This is a genomic window from Rhodococcus sp. PAMC28707 (assembly GCF_004795915.1).
Lineage (GTDB): Bacteria > Actinomycetota > Actinomycetes > Mycobacteriales > Mycobacteriaceae > Rhodococcoides.
The window spans coordinates 238,161-259,386 of the sequence record NZ_CP039253.1 but is presented as its reverse complement, the minus strand read 5'-3'; the positions used below and the strand labels follow the sequence as shown (position 1 = coordinate 259,386).

The window sequence follows — 21,226 nt, the reverse complement described above, 5'->3', positions numbered from 1 at the left end:
TCTCACTCTCTCCGAGAAGTGGCTCAGATAACCATGTCTTCGAGTTCCATGCCCTTGGTCTCGCGAATCTTGAACTTGACGAAGAAGAAGGAGAGCAAAGCGAAGAACGCGAAGAACGCGTAGATGAATCCAAGGCCGATTGTCTCGGTCAATGGAGGGAATGCCAGCGTGATTGCGAAGTTGGCTACCCAGTTGGCGGCGGTACTGATGCCCAGTGCGACCGCGCGCATACGGTTGGGGAACATTTCACCGAGCATGACCCACATGATCGGTCCCCAGGTGGCGGCGAAGAAAATGACGAACAGATTTGCGCCGACGAGGGCGACCGGACCCCATGGAGCGGGGAGTGTGATGTTGTCCCCGGACCCGATCGACTGAGTGAAGGACACTGCTGCAAGAACCAGACCGACGAACATTCCGATGGAACCGATCTGCAAAAGATTCTTTCGGCCGAATCGATCGACGAAAAGAATCGCCACGAAGGTCATGCTCACGTTGATGATCGAGGTGATCACCGAGGTGACGAACGACTGGTTCTCGCTGAACCCGACCGATTTCCACAGAGTCGTCGAGTAATAGAAGATCGCATTGATACCGACGAATTGTTGCAGAATCGCCATGGTGATACCGACCCAGACGATGGGTTGCAGTCCGAATTTGGGCCCTCGTATGTCCGCGAACGAAGATTTGGCTTCAGTTCTGAGTGTGAGTCGAATTTCCTTGACTCGTTCGTTCGGATGCAATTCGCCGGAGATCTCACCGAGAATGCGCGCGGCTTCTTCGTCGAGATGCTTGCCCACCAGGTATCGGGGCGATTCAGGAATGAGCGTGGCGAGGAAGCCGTACACGAGCGCGGGAACGACTCCGACGAGGAACATCCATCGCCAGGCCTCCATTCCGAACCACAGATCTTTCGATGGCCCGCCAGCCGCGTTCTGTAGTACTGCATCGGAGAGCAATGCGGCGAAAATGCCGACGGTGATCGCCAACTGCTGAAGTGATGCGAGTCCGCCTCGGTACTTCGCTGGAGCGATCTCCGAGATGTAGGCAGGAGCGATCACGGAGGCGATCCCGATCCCCAATCCGCCGATGACTCGCCACAGCATCAAGTCCGGAATACTGAATGCGAAACCTGAACCGACCGACGAGATGGTGAACAGCGCCGAGCCGAGCAGCATGACCCGTTTGCGTCCCCAGCTATCGGCGAGTCGACCGGCGAACCATGCGCCGACCGCGCAACCGAGTAGCGCAATGGCGACGGCGAAACCGGTGATGAACGAGCTCAGCCCGAAATTTTCCTGAATCGAATCGACCGCACCGTTGACGACAGAACTGTCGAAACCGAAAAGAAATCCCCCGACCGCGGCAGCGACGGTGACTCCGATGACTTTCGCGGTGTAGCGATCTGCAGGTTGCGTCATTGCGAACCCAGCTTTCGAGGTAGTGCCAGCAGCGATGGTGGTTAGGTCATCATGGCCCCGGTCCGCTCGGAAGTGGTGCAAATCGGCGGATTTTCACCCGAAGAGTTACCGCATATGTCGGGTAGTCACCGTGGGGGTGGCAAAACGACAAAGGGTGTCGAAACGAAAGACGGCCCGCACATCGAAAGTGCAGGCCGTCTCCCAGTATTCGACTCAGACGTGTCTGGGGTTCGACTCAGACGCTGGCAACGCCGGGAGCGAGGAAACGCTGCCCGGTGGCCGCCTCCGATGCGCCACTACGATCTAGGTACGGCGTGATGCCACCGTTCCAGAATCCGAACCCACCGCCGAGCAGCAGGCAGAGGTCGATGTCCTCGGGTGCTGCGACGACGCCTTCATCGAGCATGATTCGGATCTCGTCGGCTATTGCATTGCGAGTGCGATCGAGCACCTGCTCTGCAGTCGACGGTGAGTCACCCTGCGGCCATAAGGCAGCAACCTCGGGGTCGACGACCTGGCCGTCGGGTCCATACGTCCAGACACCGGGCTTCTTCGCCTCGACCAGGGCGCGGAATCCGGGTGAGTCCTTGAACCGATCCGGGTAGGCCTCTGCGAGCGTCTCGGCCGTATGCAATGCGACGGCAGGCCCGACCAGTGCGAGGAGAGTCAACGGGCTCATCGGCATACCGAGTTCGCCTACTGCACCGTCGGCGACGTCGAAGGGGGTGCCCTCGTCGATCGCCCCGATGATCTCGTTGGATGCGCGGGTCACCAAGCGGTTGAACACGAAGCCCGGAAGGTCTGCGGACAGAACCGCTGACTTCTTGAGTGTCTTCGCAGTCGCGAATGCCGTTGCCAGCGTGGCATCGTCGGTCTTCTCGCCCTTGACTACCTCGAGAAGTGGAAGCACGGCTACGGGGTTGAAGAAGTGGAACCCCACAACTCGTTCTGGGTGCTTCAGATCTGCTGCCATCTTGGTTATCGACAACGAGGACGTGTTCGTCGCGAGAATCGTTTCAGCGGAGACGAATTCTTCGACCTCGGCGAACACCTTCTTCTTCACATCGAGGTTTTCGAACACGGCCTCGATGACGAAATCGGTATTGGCGAAAGCGGCCTTGTCGATCGATCCGGATACCAACGCCTTCAGTCGATTCGCGGCGTCGGGGGAGAGACGCTTCTTGCCGAGCAGCTTGTCGACCTCACCATGGACGTAACCGACGCCCTTGTCGATGCGTTCCTGGTCGATGTCGGTCAGAATGACGGGCACCTTCAGTTGACGCACGAACAGCAAGGCAAGCTGACTGGCCATCAATCCGGCACCGACGATGCCGACACCCGAGATCTTGCGAGCCAGCGACTTGTCGGGTGCGCCGGCGGGACGCTTCGCGCGTTTCTGAGTGAGATCGAACGCGTACAACCCGGCGCGAAGTTCGTCCTTCACCAGCAACGTCGACAGTGCATCGTCTTCTGCGGCGAAGGCCTTGTCCAGTGAAGCTGGGTCGGTGATGTCGGTGTTCTTGGCAAGCTCGAGCAGTTCTACCGCAGCTACGGGACCCGGTGCGAAGTTGCCTGTTTTGCCGGCCACGATGCCCTTCGCACGCGTGATGGCATCGTCCCATGCCTGGCCGCGGTCGATCTCGGGCCGATTCGGAACGACGTCGCCGTTCAACACCCGAACGGCCCATGCAAGAGACTGCTCGATGAAGTCGGCGCCGCCGAACATGGCGTCGACGACGCCGAGGTCCACAGCTTGCTGCGGCTTCAGCGTGCGGTTCTGGTTGAGCGAGTTCTCGATGATGACGGTCACGGCGGTGGAAGCGCCGACGATGTTGGGCAGCAACTGGGTGCCGCCCCAACCCGGAACGAGTCCGAGAAATGCCTCGGGGAGCCCCAACGCTGCGGCGTTGTCAGCAACAGTTCGGTAGTGGGAGTGCAATCCGACTTCGAGTCCACCGCCGAGTGCGGCGCCGTTTATGAAAGCGAACGTCGGGATGGGTGACTCGCGCAGGCGACGGAACACCTTGTGGCCGAGCTGCCCGATCTGGAGCGCCTCGTCCTTGGTCTTGATGCTGGGTACGCCGTTGAGGTCGGCACCGACCGCGAAGATGAACGGCTTACCGGTCACCGCGATAGCGACGGGATCAGCTGCGAAGGCCTCGTCGAGCGCGGCATCGAACCGCGCGAGTCCGGCCGGGCCGAACGTCGACGGCTTGGTGTGGTCGTAACCGTTGTCCAGCGTGATGAGGGCAATGCTGCCTTCGAGGCCGGGTACGGAGATGATCTTGGTGAACGCGTTCGTGACTACCTCGTCCGGCATCACCGGTTTCTTCGTCGCTTCGCTCGTGGGGCTGGTGATGATGTCGCTCATGCCTTCGCTCCTGAGTAATCGGAGTGGATCGGGTTTTCCCAAATGACGGTTCCGCCCATGCCCAGACCGATGCACATGGTCGTCAGGCCGTAACGAACGTCGGGGCGCTGAGCGAACTGGCGGCTCAATTGGGTCATCAAACGAACTCCAGAGGACGCAAGGGGGTGTCCACAGGCGATTGCGCCGCCCCACTGGTTGACGCGGGGATCGTCGTCGGCGATGCCGTAGTGCTCGAGGAATGCGAGAACCTGCACTGCGAAAGCCTCGTTGATTTCGAACAACCCGATATCGGAGATGCTCAAACCTGTACGACCGAGCAACTTCTCGGTGGCGGGGACCGGTCCGATGCCCATCACGGCAGGGTCGACGCCTGCGAACGAGAAGCCGACCATGCGCATACCGATGTTCAGGCCGAGTTCGTGGGCGGTGTCCTCGCCGGCGAGGATCGCAGCGGTCGCACCATCGTTGAGACCGGCAGCATTTCCTGCCGTGACCCGGCCCGCTGGACGGAACGGGGTCTTGAGCTTGGCGAGATCGTCGATGGTTGTTCCGGGACGCGGTGGCTCGTCCTCGGTGGCCAGGCCCCATCCAGCAGCGGACTTGGTGGCTACCGGTACGAGTGTGTCGGCGATGAAACCGGCATTCTTGGCGGCCTCGTACTTGTTCTGGCTCGCGACAGCGTACGCGTCGGTGCGATCCTTGGTGATACTCGGAAACCGATCGTGCAGATTCTCGGCCGTATTGCCCATGACGAGTGCGCTCGGATCGACGAGCCTGTCGGTGAGAAAGCGGGGGTTGGGGTCTACGCCCTCGCCCATCGGGTGACGGCCCATATGCTCGACGCCACCGGCGATGACGACGTCGTATTGACCGAATCCGATTCCGGAACCTGTCGTCGTCACGGACGTCATCGCGCCCGCACACATGCGGTCGATGGCGAATCCGGGGACGCTGTGGGGGAGTCCGGCGAGGAGAGCGGACGTGCGCCCGATGGTCAGCCCCTGATCGCCGGTCTGCGTCGTGGCCGCGATGGCGACTTCGTCGATGCGTTCCGGGGGCAGAGCCGGGTTCTTCCGCAGTAGTTCGCGGATCGCTTTGACGACGAGGTCGTCGGCGCGAGTGTCGGCGTAGATGCCTTTGGGGCCTGCTTTGCCGAACGGTGTGCGGATGCCGTCTACGAACACGACATTGCGCTGTGAGCTTGTGGACGCGGGTACAGACACGCTTCGATCCTCCCGGGAAGATGCGGAATTGCGGCCCGGCTGACGCGGGGCCGCCATCCACTCTAGCCGGTATTACCCGCCGGTAACTTACTCAGGGGTCCCACTCTCTTGCCCGGCGATCCCAGGCTCTTGTCCAGAAGTCAAGGCGTCGGCGAGAACTGGTACGACCAGTTCCCGCTGCCACGGTCGGGCCCGCCCCTCGGTGAGCTTCTTGTCGATGATGCTCTCCGCGACATCACGTTCTACAGGTGTCCAATCCCACACCAGACGGCGAAGCAGATCCGGCATGAGCAGGTTCTCCACCGGTACCTCGACGTCTTCGCTCAGTGCTGTCATTGCTGTACGCACGGTGGTCAATCTCTCCGCGGCCTCGGGTTCACGACGTGCCCACCGATTCACCGGAGGAGGTCCGTCGAAGGGTGCCGACTTCGGCGGAAGTTCCTCGGTCGGCAAGCGTCGTGCGCGCTCGAGGGCGGACAGCCACACCTTGGTGGAGCGTCGCTGGCGCGGACCACCGAAGACCGGCAATGCTCGTAGTTCGCCCTCGGTCTTCGGATCTGCCGATGCTGCGGCGACAATCGCCGAATCGGGCAGAATGCGGCTCGGCGCAATGTCTCGGTGCGCCGCGATTTCGTCGCGTGAGCGCCACAATTCACGAACGGAGGCCAATACCCTCGCCGACTTGACGGCGTGGATTCCCGATGTCTTTCGCCAGCGGTCAGGCTTGGGCTTTGCTGGACCGAGCGCCAGGATGTGCGCGAACTCTTGTCGTGCCCACTCCGTTTTGTTCTTCGCGGCGAGTTCCTCGGCCATCGCATCGTGCAGCTCGAGCAGAACTTCGACGTCGAGCGCGGCGTAGTTCAGCCAGCTGTCGGGGAGTGGGCGTGTCGACCAATCTGCCGCTCCGTGTCCCTTTTGAAGCGACAAGCCGAGCGTGCGTTCGACGATGGGGCCGAGCCCGACTCGTTCGAAACCGGCGAGTCGTCCTGCCAGTTCGGTGTCGTACAACGCCGCAGGCACGAGCCCGAGCTCGGCGAGACCCGGCAAATCCTGGTCGGCCGAGTGCAGGATCCATTCGAGAGGATTGATCACCGAAGCCAGCGGTTCGAGAGCGCCGGTTACCGGGATCGGGTCGAGCAGGACGGTGCCTGCACCACGCCGTCGAAACTGCAATAGGTAGGCGCGTTGCGAATATCGGAAACCCGACGCACGCTCGGCATCGACAGCGAGCGGGCCGTGACCACCCGCGAGCAGTTCGGCTGCCGCCACCACGCCCTCGACGGTGTCGACAACTGCGGGAACGCCGTCGGCAGGCGCCAACAGGGGTGTCGGAGTGGGCGCATCGACACTGTCACCGTCGTTCGTTACGTCCGAGGCATCGTTGGAACTCATCGCTGACATGAGAGCAGACTCTAAGCCCTCGTACCGCGACGCCGTGCGAACTCAGGTCCGGTTATCACCGTGTGTGCGGAGTTCGGTGATTCCGGCGGGTGGCAGTCCAGCAGCATAGGCAAGCACTTCGCAGAAGGCCTCGACATGCGGAGCCAACTCGCCGGTGGTGGGGGTCCACGACGCGCGCAGTTCGAGCTGATGGGCTCGTGGTGGACCGGCAATGTCGCCGTAGCGCACCGAACTCGTCGACGTCACTGTCCCGCCGAGGGCGTTCAGTGACTCCGACCGGGTCTCCAACGCATCGACCAACCAACTCCATGCCACCTCGGGCAACATTGGGTCGGAGGCAAGAGATTCATCGACGTCGGCCTGGATATAAGCGACAAGACGCATTGTTCCGTTCCAGGCTTCGTCACCGTCTGGGTCGTAGAGCAGAATCAGCCGACCGAACGCATCCCCGTCGGATTGCTCCGCGATATCCCCGGAAGTCGAATGCTGAACTTCAGCGCCCATCGCGTAGCTGAACGGGGCTAGGCGTTGCGGTGGCCGGATCGGTCCGAGTTCGATGGCTGGGTGCACAACGGCCCGGTGCATCGCCTCGATCGCCGATCGAAACGGCGCAGGTTCGGCAGTGGATCCGGGATTGGTCACGACTCCGGACGTTAGACTCGTCACCTTCGGGTTCGTCGGAGGCGCGCCGCACGTGCGACCGACTGCAGGACAATCGACGTGGAATCGTCGGGGCCACGAGCCGCGCTCAGGCCTGCATAGCGGCAATATTCTGTTCTCGTGGCAGCATGGATGGCAATGAACACAATCGCGCCGTACCCTCGCCGTCAGCTGCCCGACGCGCCTTTGTTGGCCACCATCGCGGGACGGGCGACATCGCGTCGTCCGGTGTGGTTCATGCGGCAGGCCGGGCGATCGCTACCCGAATACCGCAAGCTCAGAGTTGGTACCGGCATGCTCGAGTCCTGCTTCACAGCCGATCTGGTGGTCGAGATCACGCTGCAGCCGGTTCGGCGCCATGACGTCGACGCAGCCATCCTTTTCTCGGACATCGTGGTTCCGCTGAAGGCCGCGGGTATCGATCTCGACATCGTTGCCGGCACCGGGCCGGTGGTGGCATCGCCGGTCCGTTCGGCAGCCGACGTCGCAGCGTTGCCGCAGTTGAGCGCCGACCAGGTCGAGCCGGTAACGAATGCGGTGACAACGCTTACCCGCGAACTGGGCGATACCCCGCTCATCGGGTTTGCAGGAGCTCCGTTCACGCTTGCCTCCTACCTGGTCGAAGGTGGACCGAGTAAGAACCACGAGAAGACCAAAGCGCTCATGCGCTCTGATCCGGCCACGTGGCACACCCTTCTCGACAATCTCGCCGATACGACGATCACGTTCTTGCAGGCGCAGCTAGCAGCGGGTGTCGACGCGGTTCAGCTCTTCGACTCCTGGGCAGGTGCGCTCTCACTGGCGGACTATCGCGAGTTCGTGCTGCCTCACTCGACGAAGGTGCTCGATGCGATGGCCCCGGCCGGCGTACCGAAGATTCATTTCGGTGTCGGGACGGGCGAACTCCTCGGTGCCATGGGAGAGGCCGGTGCCGACATGGTCGGTGTCGACTGGCGAATTCCCCTCGATGTCGCAGCCCGACGCGTCGGCCCGGGGAAGGCGTTGCAGGGAAACCTGGACCCAGCGGTGCTCTTCGCTGGTTGGGATGCCGTCGAGAGTGAGGTTCGTCGCATCGTCGCCGAGGGCGATCGCGCCGTCGAAGCAGGCGCTGTGGGGCATGTATTCAACCTCGGTCACGGAGTTCTGCCCGATACCGATCCGGATGTGCTGACCCGGGTGGTGGAGTTGGTGCACTCGCTGTGACCGTAGGACCGCCTCGCGTTGTGGTGATCGGTGGCGGGATTACCGGCCTGGTTGCCGCCTTCAGGCTGCGGCAGAAGTTCGGTCCCGAAGCCGATATCACCATCGTCGAAGAATCGATGCGCCTCGGCGGCACGTTGCGCACGGTGACGTTGGAAGGCGGGCCGTTCGATGTCGGCGCCGAGGCATTCATCGGCCGCAGACCCGAAGTGCCTGCCCTGATGGATGAGCTCGGATTGAGCGCGCAGTTCGTCCATCCGGCCGGATTACGTCCACTCATCTTCTCGGGCGAGAGGCTCCACTCACTCCCAACCGGGACCCTGATGGGTATCCCGGCGGACGCTGCCTCCGTGGAGGGCCTCGTAGATGCACGGACGCTGGCAACGATCGCCGGTGAGCGTGACACCGAGTTGTCCTGGGACCGAACCAGCGACCTCAGCGTCGCTCAGTTGGTCGGTTCGCGATTCGGTGAACAGGTTCTAGCGAGATCGGTCGACCCGTTGCTGGGCGGCGTCTACTCGGGGCTTTCGGATTCGATCGGAGTTCGCGCAGCACTACCTACCCTGGCAGCGGCCCTGGACGCCGGAGCTACCAGTCTGTCGGCGGCGGTGGCGTCCGCGCTTCCGGCTCCGAGTTCGGCGCCGGTTTTCGGTGCACTGCGTGATGGATATCGCACCTTGATCGACGCGCTGGTTGCGGCCGCAGCACCGCGCACCCTGTTCGGCACTGCCGCGAAGTCCGTTCGGCGCGAGAACAGCGGTTGGGTGGTGGATTCGATCGGGCAGTTCGACGCGGTGGTGCTGGCAGTTCCCGCGCCGGTCCTGGCGTCGATATTGGGCTCAGCCGTTCCGGATGCCGCGGCAGCAGCAGCCGAAATCGAGCTCGCATCCTCGGTCGTGGTGGCCATGGCGTTCGACACTGCCGTCGACCTTCCCGACAACTCCGGCGTACTCGTGGCCACCGACGCCGGACTCGCCGTCAAGGCTTTCACCTTGTCCAGTAGGAAGTGGGCGCATATAGCGGAGCGTGGTAGTTCACTCGTCCGTGCCTCGCTGGCACGATTCGGTGACGCAGGCCCGCTCACCTGGACCGACGAAGAGTTGATCGAGGCGGCCGTACGAGACCTGCACCGGGTGACCGGCGTGGATGCCGCGCCGTCGTCCTCGTTCGTGCAGCGATGGCACGGCGGCCTACCGCAGTACGCACCCGGCCACCTGGATCGAGTTGCCACAATCGAGGCAGCTGTGCGCGATGTCGACGGGTTGGCCGTGGCAGGTGCGTGGAGTCACGGTGTCGGAGTGCCTGCTTGTGTCGCTTCGGCCACCAGAGCAGCCACACGCATTGCGGAAGTGGCACGATAGAGCCATGCCACGTTTGGACTACACAACCCTCAATTCGACCCTCCGCTACCTGATGTTCTCGGTCTTCAAGGTCACACCCGGTGTCCTGGGCGAGGACCGAGCCGAAGCCGCCAAGCAGGCTCGAGTGTTCTTCGAGAGTCAGGAAGAAAAAGGCGTCGCAGTACGTGGTGTATACGACATCGCAGGCATGCGAGCCGACGCCGACTTCATGGTGTGGACACACGCGGAGCGCATCGAAGATCTGCAGGCTACGTACTCGGATTTTCGTCGTACCACCGCGCTCGGCAAGGCCAGTACCCCGGTGTGGAGCAACACCGCGCTGCATCGGCCGGCCGAGTTCAACAAGTCTCACGTCCCGGCGTTCATCGCTGGTGAAGAACCGGGTGCCTACATCTGTGTCTACCCGTTCGTGCGTTCCATCGATTGGTACTTGCTCCCCGACGAAGAGCGGCGCACGATGCTCTCCGACCATGGCAAGGCCGCGCGCGGATACAAAGATGTGCGCGCCAACACGGTTCCGGCGTTTGCGTTGGGGGACTACGAGTGGATCCTCGCCTTCGAAGCTCCCGAGCTCGATCGGATCGTCGACCTGATGCGGGACCTACGCGCAACGGAGGCACGTAGGCACGTTCGCGAAGAGACTCCGTTCTTCACCGGGCCACGCGTCGACGTCGAAGCGCTCGTCACGTCACTGCCGTGACCTCGGGGTCGGAGACGCACGCTTCGGGACGAGGCGTTGTGCGGGACCGAGCCGTCGCGTCTCCGATCGAGGCTGTGGTGTTCGACTTCTCCGGAACGCTGTTCCGTTTGGAGGAGGACGAGAGTTGGTTCGAGACCGTCACGCACTCGGATGGAACACCGGTCGACGGTCACCGTGCGGCGGAATTGATGCGACGGATGACTGCGCCGGTGGGGGAGGTCGTCGAGTTCGACGAAGTGAATAGGCACGCCTGGAACAACCGTGATCTCGATCCGTCGCTGCACCGTCAGGCATATTTGCATGTTCTTCGTGAATCCGGCGTCAGCGACCGCGCTCAGGCCGAGTCCGTGTACGGCCGAGTGATCGACCCATCGTGCTGGACTCCGTACCCGGATACGGCGCACGTGCTGGCGATGCTCGCCGGCAGAGCGATTCCAGTTGCGGTGCTGAGCAATATTGCCTTCGACATCCGCCCGGCATTCGACATGCTCGGAGTGTTTGACCACGTCAGCGAGTTCGTCTTGTCGTACGAGGTCGGCTACGTCAAACCTCAGCCGGAAATATTTCTTTCTGCGGTGCGTTCGCTCGGGGTGGATCCGGCGCGGACCTTGATGGTCGGTGACAGTGAAGAGGCCGACGGGGCGGCGCGGGCAATTGGGTGCTCTTTCGCCCTCGTCGATCCGATCGCTACCCGGGAGCGTCCCACCGGCTTGCTGGATGTACTGGCGAGCAACGGAATTCGATGAAGCAGCCGCACCCGGGACTGTCTCAGCACATGGGTCACTGGGGAATGTTTCGAGCCGAAAGTGCCGACGGCGAGGTGACAGCCGTGCATCCCCAGGAGACCGACCGTAATCCCTCGCCCGTGCTGGGTAATCTCGTCGGCTCGGTGACACACCGGTCTCGGGTGCAAGGCCCTGCCGTTCGACGCGGTTGGCTCGAGCGTGGTCCAGGTCCGACGGATCGGCGCGGCAGCGAAGAGTTCGTTCCGGTGTCCTGGGACGAACTCACCGAATTGCTGGCTGCCGAGCTTTCTCGCGTGATCGACCGGCATGGCAACCAGGCGATCTACGGCGGCTCCTACGGGTGGGCCAGTGCAGGAAGATTCCATCACGCGCAGAGCCAGGTTCACCGATTTCTCAATTGCATCGGCGGTTACACGCGCTCGGTGCACAGCTATTCGCTCGGAGCCACCGGCGTCGTCATGCCGCACGTTCTGGGAGCCCACTGGAAGATGTTCTCGCGCTCCACCTCCTGGGAGGTGATCGCCCGCAAGACGGAACTGATCGTCGCGTTCGGCGGAATTCCGCTGAAGAATACCGGCATCAACCACGGAGGAACCTCTGACCATCCCACTGCCTCGGCTCTGGATGCGCTCCGCGCCCGTGGCGGAAAAATCGTCACCATCAGTCCGCTTCGAAACGATCTCGACGGTGCGGCTCGTTGGCTGACGCCGATTCCAGGCACCGATGTCGCGATGATGCTCGGAATCGCCTACGTTCTGGTCTCCGAAAATCTGCACGACACAGCATTTCTCGATCGATATTGCACCGGATACGCGCGCTTCGAGGAGTATCTGCTCGGAGCCACGGACGGCACGCCCAAGACCGCAGAGTGGGCGTCGAACATCTGCGATGTCTCCACCTCGGAGATCACCGAACTGGCACGCGAGATGGCGAGGCGTCGCACGTTGATCACCGTCACGTGGTCTCTGCAGCGGACGAAATCGGGCGAGCAAGCACCGTGGATGGGCGTGACACTTGCGTCGATGCTCGGGCAGATCGGCATCCCCGGTGGGGGATTCGGGCACGGTTATGGGTCGATGAACGAGCCTGGTCTCGCACCGGTGCCGTATCCCCTTCCCACGTTGTCCCAGGGCTCGAATCCGATAAAGGCGTTCATCCCGGTGGCTGCCGTGTCGGACATGCTGCTCCACCCCGGCGAGGAATTCGATTTCGACGGACAGCGACTGACGTATCCCGATATTCGGCTGGTGCACTGGGCGGGCGGCAATCCCTTCCACCATCATCAGGATCTCGGACGACTTCGCCGGGCGCTGGCACGACCCGACACGGTCGTGGTGCACGACCCGTACTGGACGCCCATGGCCAAGCACGCCGACATCGTCGTCCCGTCGACGACGTCGCTCGAGCGTAGTGACATCAGCTGCACACGCAACGATCCATTGCTGGTCGCCATGCACCCTGCCGTGCCGCGGTTTGCCGACGCGCGAGACGATTACGACACGTTCTCCGCGGTAGCCGAAAGGCTGGGGGTCGGTGCGCAATTCACCGAGGGGCGCACCTCGGAGGAGTGGGTGGAGCATCTCTACGACCAGTGGCGCGGTTACCTGCGCGGGATGAATGTGGACACCCCAGATTTCGAAGAATTTTGGCAGCTCGGTTCATGGCCTATGGCGACCGAGGACGGGCTGACCCTGCTCGAGGACTACCGCGGCGATCCCGAGAAGTACCCGCTTCGCACCCCGAGCGGGCGCATAGAAATATTCTCCGAGGCGATCGAGAAGTTCGGTTACGAGGACTGCATTGGGCACCCAGCGTGGTACGAACCGGTGGAATGGCTCAAAGGAGAACGCGCGCAACAGTTCCCGCTACATCTGATCGCGAATCAACCAAAAACACGGCTGCACAGCCAACTCGATCACGGAGCGAGAAGTCAGGCTTCGAAGGTGCACGACCGTGAGCCGATCCGGATACACTCCAAGGCCGCGAGCGAGCGCGGGCTACGCGACGGCGACGTGGTGAGGGTCTTCAACGATCGTGGTGCGTGTCTCGCCGGTGTCGTGGTGGACGAGGACATGATGCCTGCCGTGGTGCAGTTGGCGACGGGTGCCTGGTACGACCCCGAGGACCCCGCGGATACCGGATCGATGTGCGTACATGGCAATCCGAATGTACTGACAGCCGACATCGGTACATCCTCGCTGTCACACGGGTGCACGGGCCAGCATGTGTTGGTGCAGATCGAACGCTTCGACGGCGTAGTGCCACCGATCACCGCGTTCGATCCGCCACAGTTCGTAGAGCGAGAGACGGTCAGAAGACGACCCGGCTGATCGTTTCCGCAATCAACGCGGGCTTGTCCTCGCCCTCGATGTGAAGTGTGTTGGTGGCCACGATCTGGAGTGCGCCACCGGACACTTCTTCGGCCGAAGTCAGTGTGGTCTGCAATCGGACGTGAGATCCGACCTTGACTGGGTTGATGAAGCGAACCTTGTTGGACCCGTAGTTGATTCCGAGCTTGGCATTTTCGATGGTGTAGATCTGCCAAGTGAGTACCGGGATCAAGGACAAGCTCAAGTAGCCGTGCGCAATCGGGCCGCCGAACGGGCTTTCCTTCTTGGCTCGTTCGACGTCGATGTGGATCCACTGGTGATCACCCGTGGCGTCGGCGAATGTGTCGACCCGGTCTTGAGTGATCTGCATCCAGTCGCTCATGCCGAGGTCCTCGCCGACGGCCGCAGTGATCTGCTGTGCTGAGGTGAAAGTGCGCATCGTCACATTATGCGCTGCGCACCAAGGTGTGGGGAGTCGCCTGTCGCGCACTCGTTCGGACGGGCTTCAGGATGGGTCGAGAACGAGAGAAATCGAGTTGATGCAGTACCGCTGATCTGTGGGCGTCGGGTAGCCCTCTCCCTCGAAGACATGGCCGAGGTGGCTGTGGCAGTTCTTGCAGATGACCTCGACGCGTCGCATCCCGAGCGTGGTGTCCTCGTTGAGGATGACTGCGTCACTGTCTGCGGGATCGAAGAAGGACGGCCAACCGCAGTGTGACTCGAACTTCTCGGTACTGCGAAACAGTTCGGCCCCGCATGCGCGGCAGTTGTACACACCATCGGTCTTGGTGTCGGTGTACTCCCCGACGAACGGACGCTCGGTGCCCGCCTGACGCAGGACCGCGTACTCCTCGGGGGTGAGCTTCTCGCGCCATTGTGCGTCGGTGAGCTGAACGGCGGGAACAGAATTTTTGTCGGTCGCTGAACTCATGCCACCACGCTAATACTTTTCGAGCTGTTTCGTTGTTTGCGCAGGTGAGCTCTCTGGAAGGAGGTACTCGGGTTCGATTCCGTCGTCGAGCCGTCCGTCACTGCGAGCAGCGAAGTACCGTCCGATCAGAACCGAGAAGATGACGATGATCAGCAAGCTCCAGCCGAATGTCGTGCGCATGTAGTCCATTACGCGGCCTCCCGTCGGGAATCGACCGGACAACCAGCGGTCGTAGCTCATGAATCCATAGATTGCGAGCCACGCCGGCCAATTTCGGAGAACCGAGTTCTTGAGCACGACCGTCATCAACAGCGGGAACAGCAGCATCGAGTAGTACATTTGGCCGAGTGACCCGAGTAGCCAATGTGCCGTCAGGACAAGGCCCGACGTTGTCGCAATGAAGAACAGGCGGTCCTTGCGGCAGTAGCGATAGAGCAACCACAGCGACACCAGAACCATCACGCCGAGAACACCACGGATTGCGTAGATCAAGAACTCCGGCAATCCGTAGTACCGGCCGTTGCCGACAATCGCGCTGTTGAAGTAGTCGCGCGACTCGAGGAGGTAGGGGAGGGTGCGGTCGATGAACTCCATCGGGTCCACCGACAGCGGCCAGGCGATCAGAAGCAACACGACAGGTATTGCGATCGCGGTGATGAAAACTTTCCACTGCTTGGTCATCAGCGGGACGATCAACAGCGGTGCGAGGATCGGTTTGATGGCTAGTGTCAGCCCCATTGCCACACCTGCGGACAAGTCTTTTCGCTGGAGTAGCCAGTAGATGAATGCAACCTCACCCAACAGAACGAAACCGTTGAAGTTGGTGAACACCAAAGTGTTGGTCACTGTTTCACTCGCGAAAGCAGCGAGGAGAAGTGCAGGCGCTGCGACAGAGTTCAGACCGAAGCCGAAGATCTTGAGCAAGATGTACAACGCAAGAACGATGGCAATCGTGCTCGCCAAGATGAACAACCAGCGAGAACGTTCGGGATCGATGACTGCAAGAGGCGACAACAGCATCGTCGCGCTCGGCTGATAGAGATAATGCGGATCGACCGAGTCGAAGTTCGCCGTGTACACCGGCTCGCGATTGAGAAACGCGAGTGCAGCCTGGTAGACGGGGTTGAAATCATTGGTGAAGTCCCCGTTGACCGCTCGTACGATCGCCCGGTTGAGAACAGTCATGATGGCGATCGGCCATAGCGCGAACCGGACTACATCCGCGGTCGTGCGGCCGTTGCGGGGCTCGAGGAAGCTAAGTGACACGTGGGAACGGTACCTTGACCGGGCTCGAGCAATGACCGTCGACACCCGTTGGGTGTGTTCGGTAGCACTCCATGGATCGGCAGCAGACGCGTCACGCGGGACAGACGCTGCCATCGGGAGGAAGCGACGCGTCGGTCGCATACGCGGTGGCCGCGGCCTGGGCACACACCGACCCTCCGAGAACCGGGTGGCCGGCGCCCTGCCAGGTCATGGCGGCCGAACGTGCGCCGGTGGCGGCAACAAGCCCGGTCACACTGGCGAACCCCCCATTTCCGACGACCGGGTCACCGGCACCGCTGAGTTCGAGAACCGGCACGGACAGCGACGTCGGCAGGGGAGGTGCGGGTGCGGTGGGCCACGAAGAGCACGTGAGTGCTGTCAGAGCTGCGTCGGTGCCGAAGATGGGGTATTGCTCGCTCCACCTCGCACCGGCATCCCGCACGGCCTGCGGAGACGGCCACTGTTGGCCGTCGATGCAGCGTGCGACGAACTGACCGTCCGTTCCGTAGGCAACTGCACCGCGTGAGGACAACCTGCTCAGTGCGGACGGATCGCCGGACCTGGCTGCGGAGAGTGCATCGGCAAGATCGAGTGTCCGTCGCGACGGGTCGCCGGAGGACGAGGCGAGTGCGTAGACGATCCCGTCGAGGACAGAGTGGGTCGACAGAGGCGCCAGGGCTCCCCTCGCCACCTGTGCCAGCAGTTCGGATACCGCGGTCTTCGGGTCGGATCCGAGCGAGCACTGGAGGGCCTGGCACCGCTGCAGGAACGCAGTGAACGCGGCCTCCCTTCCTTCGGTCTTCTGCTGGGCCACGGTCATCTGATCCAGGTTCACTCCGGTAGGCGAATCGAGAATCAACCTCGCCACTCGATCCGGGTACTGGGCCGCGTATGCCAACGCAGTCGATGCACCGTTCCCGGTGCCGACGATGCCGAGAGCATCGATTCCCCAGGCGATTCGAAGCTGTTCCAGATCGCCGGCCGCATAACTGGTCGCGAAAGCGACCTCCTGTGGCTGCAGCAGATCGGTGCATTCGATCGTTGCGTCGCGTCCGACGGCGACGGCGCGGTCCACGGCATCACCGTCGGTCACCGCGAATTGCCCGAGGTTTGCCAGCGTCTCGCGGGTCTTGCGGGTGTCTGCTTTCACGCAATCGATGGCTGTCGACCTACCGATCCCGCGGCGATCGACGGCGACGAGCGGGTGAGCCTCCAGCATCGTCGTGCTGGCTCCGGCCGTGAGGTCGGCAAGTGTCGCGATCGACGCACGGTCGGACCCGGACGTGAAGACCAGGGGTGCGGCATCGGGCGGTGTCCTGTCCAATTTCGCACGCAGTGCGCCTACGGAGAAGGACCCGAACATCTGACCGCTCGGGTCGACGGGCGCGTCGAAGTCTGCGCATTCGAGAACGACACCGGGAGTGCGGGAGGTGAGGCCGTAGAGATCGAGGGTGCTCTGTGTGCAGTCGGTCCACGCAAGATCGTTCACGGGAACCTGGAGCTCTGGGTTCTTCGGTTCCGCATCGGCAGTCGACTTGTCGGGTAGCCCCGGGGAGTTCTGCTCGACGGCGACGTCCGGGCGCCCGGACGGCCCAGCACTGCATGCCGCCCCCAACATCGAGACCGCGAGAAGAACTACGAGCAACGATCTTTTCTGCGTCACGCTGCGAGGCTATCTACTTTTCCGCACCGGGAACTTCACCGGTACCGGCCGGACGTACTCGGACCCATCTGGTCAGCAGAGTTCCGTCTTCGTCCGCGAGCACGTGAATACGTTTCATCCGGTGTAAAACCGCCGCGTTCGAGTGCGCAATACGCCCCGACTTTCCCGCAAGCAGGTTCGGCGAAGTTGTCAGGCACAGTTCGTCGACGCAATCGTCTGCAAGCAGCGTTCCGAACAGGCCTGGGCCGCCTTCGCACAGGACCCTTCTCAGACCCAATTCATCCAGGGCAGCCAGAACAGCAGGGGTCGGTACTGTAGTTCCCTCGACTTCGATCACGTGCGCACCTGCTTCGCGAAGTGTCGAACGCGACTCGGCCGACGCGGAGTTCGTCGTGACGATCGTCGGCGGCACTTCGGTGTCGGTGAGCAGCCGTGACCTCGGATCGATCGACGCCGAAGCAGTAACGACCACTACCGGGGGGATCGGTGCCAGGCCCGCGTCGATTCGTTGACTCTGTTGTGACTTCGTCAACCGGACGCCGCCGTAATTCTCACTTCGGACCGTCCCTGCCCCCACGAGAACCGCATCCGCCAGTGTTCGCAGGACATCGAACACTGCCTTGTCAGAGGGTGTACCAAGACCTGAGGACACGCCGTCGGCGCTGACGGCTCCGTCGATGCTGGAGACGAAGTTGGCTCGGATCCACGGCGCGGTCAGGTTGTCCGGATAGGCGTACAACCGGCGTAGTTCGGCCAGGTCGACGACGCCGTCGACCGGGTACGAGGAGTCGGAGCCGGATGTGAAGTAGGTCGCAATATCGAGTAGGCGCACATTGTAGATAAGACCACCTCGTTACGCTTACTAGATGCCTGGACGTCTTGTCGATCGTAATCCTGTCGTGCCCTCCGATCAGTTGATCGCGCAGATGGTCCCCCCGGCCATGTTCGACGAAGTCAGTTTCGCCTCGTACATCCCGGATCCGAACGAACCCAGCCAGGCCGAGGCAGTAGCCAAAGCCGAGTCGTTCGCGGAGAAGGTGACGAAGATTCGCGGGAAGGGAAAACGCGGACTGTTCGGCAAGAAGGCGCCCTCTACCGGCGCAGGCTTGTACCTCGACGGCGGTTTCGGCGTCGGTAAGACCCACCTCCTGGCCTCGATTTTTCACAGCGTCCCCGAACCGAAGGCATTCGGTACGTTCGTCGAATTGACTCACGTGGTGGGCGCGCTCGGCTTCAACAAGGCGCTGGAGGAGTTGTCGGCCCACAGCGTTCTGTGTATCGACGAGTTCGAACTCGACGATCCAGGCGACACGATGCTCGTGTCGCGATTGCTGTCGGAGCTTTCCCAGCGAGGCGTGTCCATCGTGGCGACGTCCAACACCCTGCCAGGTCAACTCGGCGAAGGAAGATTCGCAGCCGAGGACTTCATGCGGGAGATCAAGAAGCTCGGATCTATCTTCGAGTCCATCCGGGTGGATGGCCCCGACTACCGACATCGTGACCTGCCCCCGGCCCCCGACCCGACATCCGAGGCCGAGTTGATCGAACGGGCGGATTCCGTGGCGGATGCGACCCTCGACGATTTCGACGAGTTGTTGGCACATCTGAGCACACTGCATCCATCGCGATACGGAAAGCTGCTCGACGGTGTGCAGGCGGTGTTCTGGAAGAACGTGCACCCCGCGTCGGACCAGGCTGTTGCGCTTCGACTCGTGGTGCTCGCCGATCGCTTGTACGACGCAGGCATTCCGGTGACCGGGTCAGGTAGCAAGCTCGACGAGATCTTCACCGAAGAGATGCTGGCCGGCGGATACCGTAAGAAGTACCTCCGTGCAACGTCCCGTCTGCTTGCTTTGTCTCGCTTTGCTGCCGTCGGGTGACGCTAGGTTCGGCAGATTCACGAGCGTAGTCCTCGTTCCATTACGAAGTCATCGTGGATTTCGGAGCCGAGCGTGAAGGTTTTGGTTCCGACGATCTCGAATCCCTGTTTGGTATAGAAGCGTTGGGCGCGCAGGTTCTGTTGATTGACGCCCAGCCAGATACCTGTGCAGCCGCCCAGGGTGGCTCGGGCCAGTGATTCAGCCATCAGAGCCGCCGCCACTTGGCTCCCGTGATGGCCGGGCAGCACATACATCTTGGAGAGTTCCATCGTCGGTGCGTACGTCAGCACTCGGGCGACGTCCGGGTCCGATGGTGGGCCGGACACGAGCATGGCGTAACCGAGCATGGAATTATCGTCGGTGGAATTATCGTCGGTCGCCGCGAGAATCGTGCGCTGCGGATCCGCTAGGTACTCACCGAACCGCTCATGCGACAGCACACCGTCCACGAAAGCGGCTATTGCTGCTCTGGACGAACCAGGCGGGCATGCCAGCGGAAAGGTGACAGCAGCGACGTCGGCTAGCTGTTCGGCGTCCCACAGGCCTGCTGTCGATACAGTGACGGTCACAGGCGGTCGACCGCTTCCTTCGCCTCACGCAACGAAAGCTCCGAACGGGCGCGCAAAAGCTTGATGGCGGAAATTGTGTTGCCTTCGGCCTTGAGGGTGCGCAGTCTGGGAATGATGTCCGCCCAAGCGGCGGTATCCATGCCTGATGCACCCATCGAGGCGCCGAGCGTGGGAATTGGGTTTCCGCGCCCGACGGACTCGACTACATCCTTGGACTCTTGCAGACCTGCGCCGGTTCTCTCGCGGAACAACTTGATTGCGTGGATCTTCTTCTTTTCCCCTACGAGACGATATATGTCCTCGCGCGCCGAGTGATCCAAACCTGCGAGCATCAATTGCGTTGTGGCAGCGGCGTTTTTGCGTGGATTCTTGCGCGCGAGGAGCCACACCGCAAGTACTGCGGCATCGATGAGGACCAATGCGACGATGAACCATCCCCAGGTGGGCATGGCTCTAAGTAGAACACCTCACTCGTAAGTCGACAGTCGGCGGCATGACGATTGCATAACGACGAGCGCGAGGGTGCCAGGTGACCATTCGCCTAACTCCAGGACCCCGCGTCGAAGAATTCGAACGCTTTCTCGACAACGAGATCGGCCACTCCATATTTTTCTGCCGACAGATCGTGGCCTGCACCTGAAATCTCGATCGTGGCGGTATGAGCAGGCACCGACGCGATTGCATCGGACAGCTCAGCGGGTGAACCGAACGGGTCCTTCGTGCCGTGTACGAACATCGTTCGAGTGCGCAGCTGGGGAAGATGCGCAGTGCGGGCCTTCTCCGGTTTGCCGGGCGGGTGCAACGGATACGACATCAGAATCAGCCCATCGACCAGTTCCGGCTTTTCGGCGACAAGCATCGATGCCTGCCGACCCCCGTACGAGTGGCCACCGAGCAGAATGGGGCCGCCGCGCCGGCCGAGGTACGTCACCGCTGCTTCGACCGACGCGCGGTCGGCGTCGGCCTTCGACGGATGCGGGGGACCGGATGGCTTTCGACGTCGGAACGCCAGATCGAACCGTAGAACGGTGAATCCTCGTGCCGACCATGCATCGGCTGAAGCGACGAGGAGAGGAGAGTCGACGTTTCCACCTGCGCCATGAGTCAGCGCGAGGGATCCCGCCGAGGGACCCGACGACGCGTGCAGGAATCCGCGCACCTCCGCTACGTCGATGAACTCGGGTACGTAGACGTCGTCGGTTCCTTCGGTCATTCGTCCTGGTGGCCATTCGTCGACGTGCGGCCGGCGGTGTCTTCGGAATGGTCTTCTTTCAAGTTTCCTTCGTCATCGACCATGTCGGCGAAGGCCGTACCCGACACCATTCCGTTCGTGCCAGGAAGAACAACCGTCGGTCTCGAACCCGGCTCGTACTTGGCGTCGATGCCGGCCACCTCGTCCTGCGCACGCTTGTGCGCATCGGAACTGACCTGAGGTTCGCTGCCCTCGGTGCTCGGTTGATTGTCGTCGGCCATCGGAGACGTCCTTTCGATCGCGGGCTTGAAA

Annotated in this window: 20 protein-coding genes; 6 read left to right on the top strand and 14 right to left on the bottom strand. The window is 62.1% G+C overall.

The features are described from left to right. Positions 1-23 precede the first annotated feature (23 nt). From E5720_RS01145 to E5720_RS01125, 5 genes are all read right to left on the bottom strand, one after another. Complete coding sequence (locus E5720_RS01145; RefSeq protein ID WP_247596122.1) at positions 24-1,421, bottom strand: sugar porter family MFS transporter; 1,398 nt, start codon at positions 1,419-1,421, stop codon at positions 24-26. 235 nt (positions 1,422-1,656) lie between these two features. Then, positions 1,657-3,792 carry a 3-hydroxyacyl-CoA dehydrogenase NAD-binding domain-containing protein gene (locus E5720_RS01140; RefSeq protein ID WP_247596121.1) on the bottom strand — a complete coding sequence of 712 codons (2,136 nt, stop codon included), beginning with the start codon at positions 3,790-3,792 and terminating at the stop codon, positions 1,657-1,659. Then, positions 3,789-5,015, bottom strand: coding sequence for an acetyl-CoA C-acyltransferase (locus E5720_RS01135; protein ID WP_136169138.1), 1,227 nt, complete (start codon positions 5,013-5,015; stop codon positions 3,789-3,791). The genes E5720_RS01140 and E5720_RS01135 overlap by 4 nt, the downstream gene beginning before the upstream one ends. An 87-nt stretch (positions 5,016-5,102) precedes the next feature. After that, positions 5,103-6,416, bottom strand: a complete 1,314-nt coding sequence (locus E5720_RS01130; RefSeq protein ID WP_136169137.1) for a ribonuclease D — start codon at positions 6,414-6,416, stop codon at positions 5,103-5,105. Positions 6,417-6,458: 42 nt separating this feature from the next. After that, positions 6,459-7,058 carry a DUF3000 domain-containing protein gene (locus tag E5720_RS01125; protein WP_136169136.1) on the bottom strand — a complete coding sequence of 200 codons (600 nt, stop codon included), beginning with the start codon at positions 7,056-7,058 and terminating at the stop codon, positions 6,459-6,461. Between the two features lie 156 nt (positions 7,059-7,214). Between E5720_RS01125 and hemE the strand changes: the two genes are divergently transcribed. Genes hemE through E5720_RS01100 form a run of 5 tightly spaced genes read left to right on the top strand, consistent with a single transcriptional unit; the run spans position 7,215 to position 13,413 of the window. Next, the gene (hemE, locus tag E5720_RS01120; RefSeq protein ID WP_136172346.1) at positions 7,215-8,279 is read left to right on the top strand and encodes a uroporphyrinogen decarboxylase; all 1,065 of its coding nucleotides are present in this window, start codon (positions 7,215-7,217) and stop codon (positions 8,277-8,279) included. Then, the gene (locus E5720_RS01115) at positions 8,276-9,637 is read left to right on the top strand and encodes a protoporphyrinogen oxidase (RefSeq protein WP_136169135.1); all 1,362 of its coding nucleotides are present in this window, start codon (positions 8,276-8,278) and stop codon (positions 9,635-9,637) included. Before hemE ends, E5720_RS01115 begins: the two co-directional genes overlap by 4 nt. Positions 9,638-9,641: 4 nt before the next feature. Then, positions 9,642-10,337 (top strand): hydrogen peroxide-dependent heme synthase, encoded by a 696-nt coding sequence (gene hemQ / locus E5720_RS01110; protein ID WP_136169134.1) that lies wholly within the window; start codon positions 9,642-9,644, stop codon positions 10,335-10,337. A 38-nt stretch (positions 10,338-10,375) separates the two neighbouring features. Then, positions 10,376-11,083 (top strand): HAD family hydrolase, encoded by a 708-nt coding sequence (locus E5720_RS01105; RefSeq protein WP_136172345.1) that lies wholly within the window; start codon positions 10,376-10,378, stop codon positions 11,081-11,083. Beyond that, on the top strand, positions 11,080-13,413 hold the full coding sequence (locus tag E5720_RS01100; RefSeq protein WP_168708259.1) for a molybdopterin-dependent oxidoreductase: 2,334 nt from the start codon (positions 11,080-11,082) through the stop codon (positions 13,411-13,413). Before E5720_RS01105 ends, E5720_RS01100 begins: the two co-directional genes overlap by 4 nt. Here E5720_RS01100 and E5720_RS01095 read toward each other — a convergent pair. The 5 genes from E5720_RS01095 to E5720_RS01075 form a co-directional block, all read right to left on the bottom strand. Continuing rightward, positions 13,394-13,852, bottom strand: coding sequence for a MaoC family dehydratase (locus E5720_RS01095; RefSeq protein ID WP_210729931.1), 459 nt, complete (start codon positions 13,850-13,852; stop codon positions 13,394-13,396). The genes E5720_RS01100 and E5720_RS01095 overlap by 20 nt on opposite strands. 66 nt (positions 13,853-13,918) lie before the next feature. Further along, positions 13,919-14,344, bottom strand: a complete 426-nt coding sequence (msrB, locus tag E5720_RS01090) for a peptide-methionine (R)-S-oxide reductase MsrB (RefSeq protein WP_136169133.1) — start codon at positions 14,342-14,344, stop codon at positions 13,919-13,921. Between the two features lie 9 nt (positions 14,345-14,353). After that, entirely contained in the window at positions 14,354-15,610 is a 1,257-nt protein-coding gene (locus tag E5720_RS01085) for a glycosyltransferase family 87 protein (protein WP_136169132.1), read from the bottom strand. 91 nt (positions 15,611-15,701) lie between these two features. Next, the gene (locus E5720_RS01080; RefSeq protein WP_136169131.1) at positions 15,702-17,273 is read right to left on the bottom strand and encodes an alpha/beta hydrolase; all 1,572 of its coding nucleotides are present in this window, start codon (positions 17,271-17,273) and stop codon (positions 15,702-15,704) included. A 13-nt stretch (positions 17,274-17,286) separates the two neighbouring features. Next, positions 17,287-18,105 (bottom strand): pyrimidine reductase family protein, encoded by an 819-nt coding sequence (locus E5720_RS01075; RefSeq protein WP_136169130.1) that lies wholly within the window; start codon positions 18,103-18,105, stop codon positions 17,287-17,289. 34 nt (positions 18,106-18,139) lie between these two features. On the opposite strand from E5720_RS01075, the gene zapE reads away from it, so the two are divergent. Further along, a complete protein-coding gene (zapE, locus tag E5720_RS01070) occupies positions 18,140-19,153 on the top strand; it encodes a cell division protein ZapE (RefSeq protein ID WP_136169129.1) in 1,014 nt (337 codons plus the stop codon). A gap of 17 nt (positions 19,154-19,170) precedes the next feature. Here zapE and E5720_RS01065 read toward each other — a convergent pair whose 3' ends face one another. The 4 genes from E5720_RS01065 to E5720_RS01050 all read right to left on the bottom strand — a co-directional run bounded on the left by E5720_RS01065 (position 19,171) and on the right by E5720_RS01050 (position 21,195). Next, entirely contained in the window at positions 19,171-19,722 is a 552-nt protein-coding gene (locus E5720_RS01065; protein WP_136169128.1) for a GNAT family N-acetyltransferase, read from the bottom strand. Continuing rightward, the gene (locus E5720_RS21910) at positions 19,719-20,171 is read right to left on the bottom strand and encodes a ribosomal protein L7/L12 (protein ID WP_247596120.1); all 453 of its coding nucleotides are present in this window, start codon (positions 20,169-20,171) and stop codon (positions 19,719-19,721) included. Before E5720_RS21910 ends, E5720_RS01065 begins: the two co-directional genes overlap by 4 nt. Before the next feature lie 92 nt (positions 20,172-20,263). Next, the gene (locus E5720_RS01055) at positions 20,264-20,935 is read right to left on the bottom strand and encodes an alpha/beta fold hydrolase (protein WP_136169127.1); all 672 of its coding nucleotides are present in this window, start codon (positions 20,933-20,935) and stop codon (positions 20,264-20,266) included. Next, positions 20,932-21,195 (bottom strand): hypothetical protein, encoded by a 264-nt coding sequence (locus E5720_RS01050; RefSeq protein WP_247596119.1) that lies wholly within the window; start codon positions 21,193-21,195, stop codon positions 20,932-20,934. The genes E5720_RS01055 and E5720_RS01050 overlap by 4 nt, the downstream gene beginning before the upstream one ends. Positions 21,196-21,226: the final 31 nt, after the last annotated feature.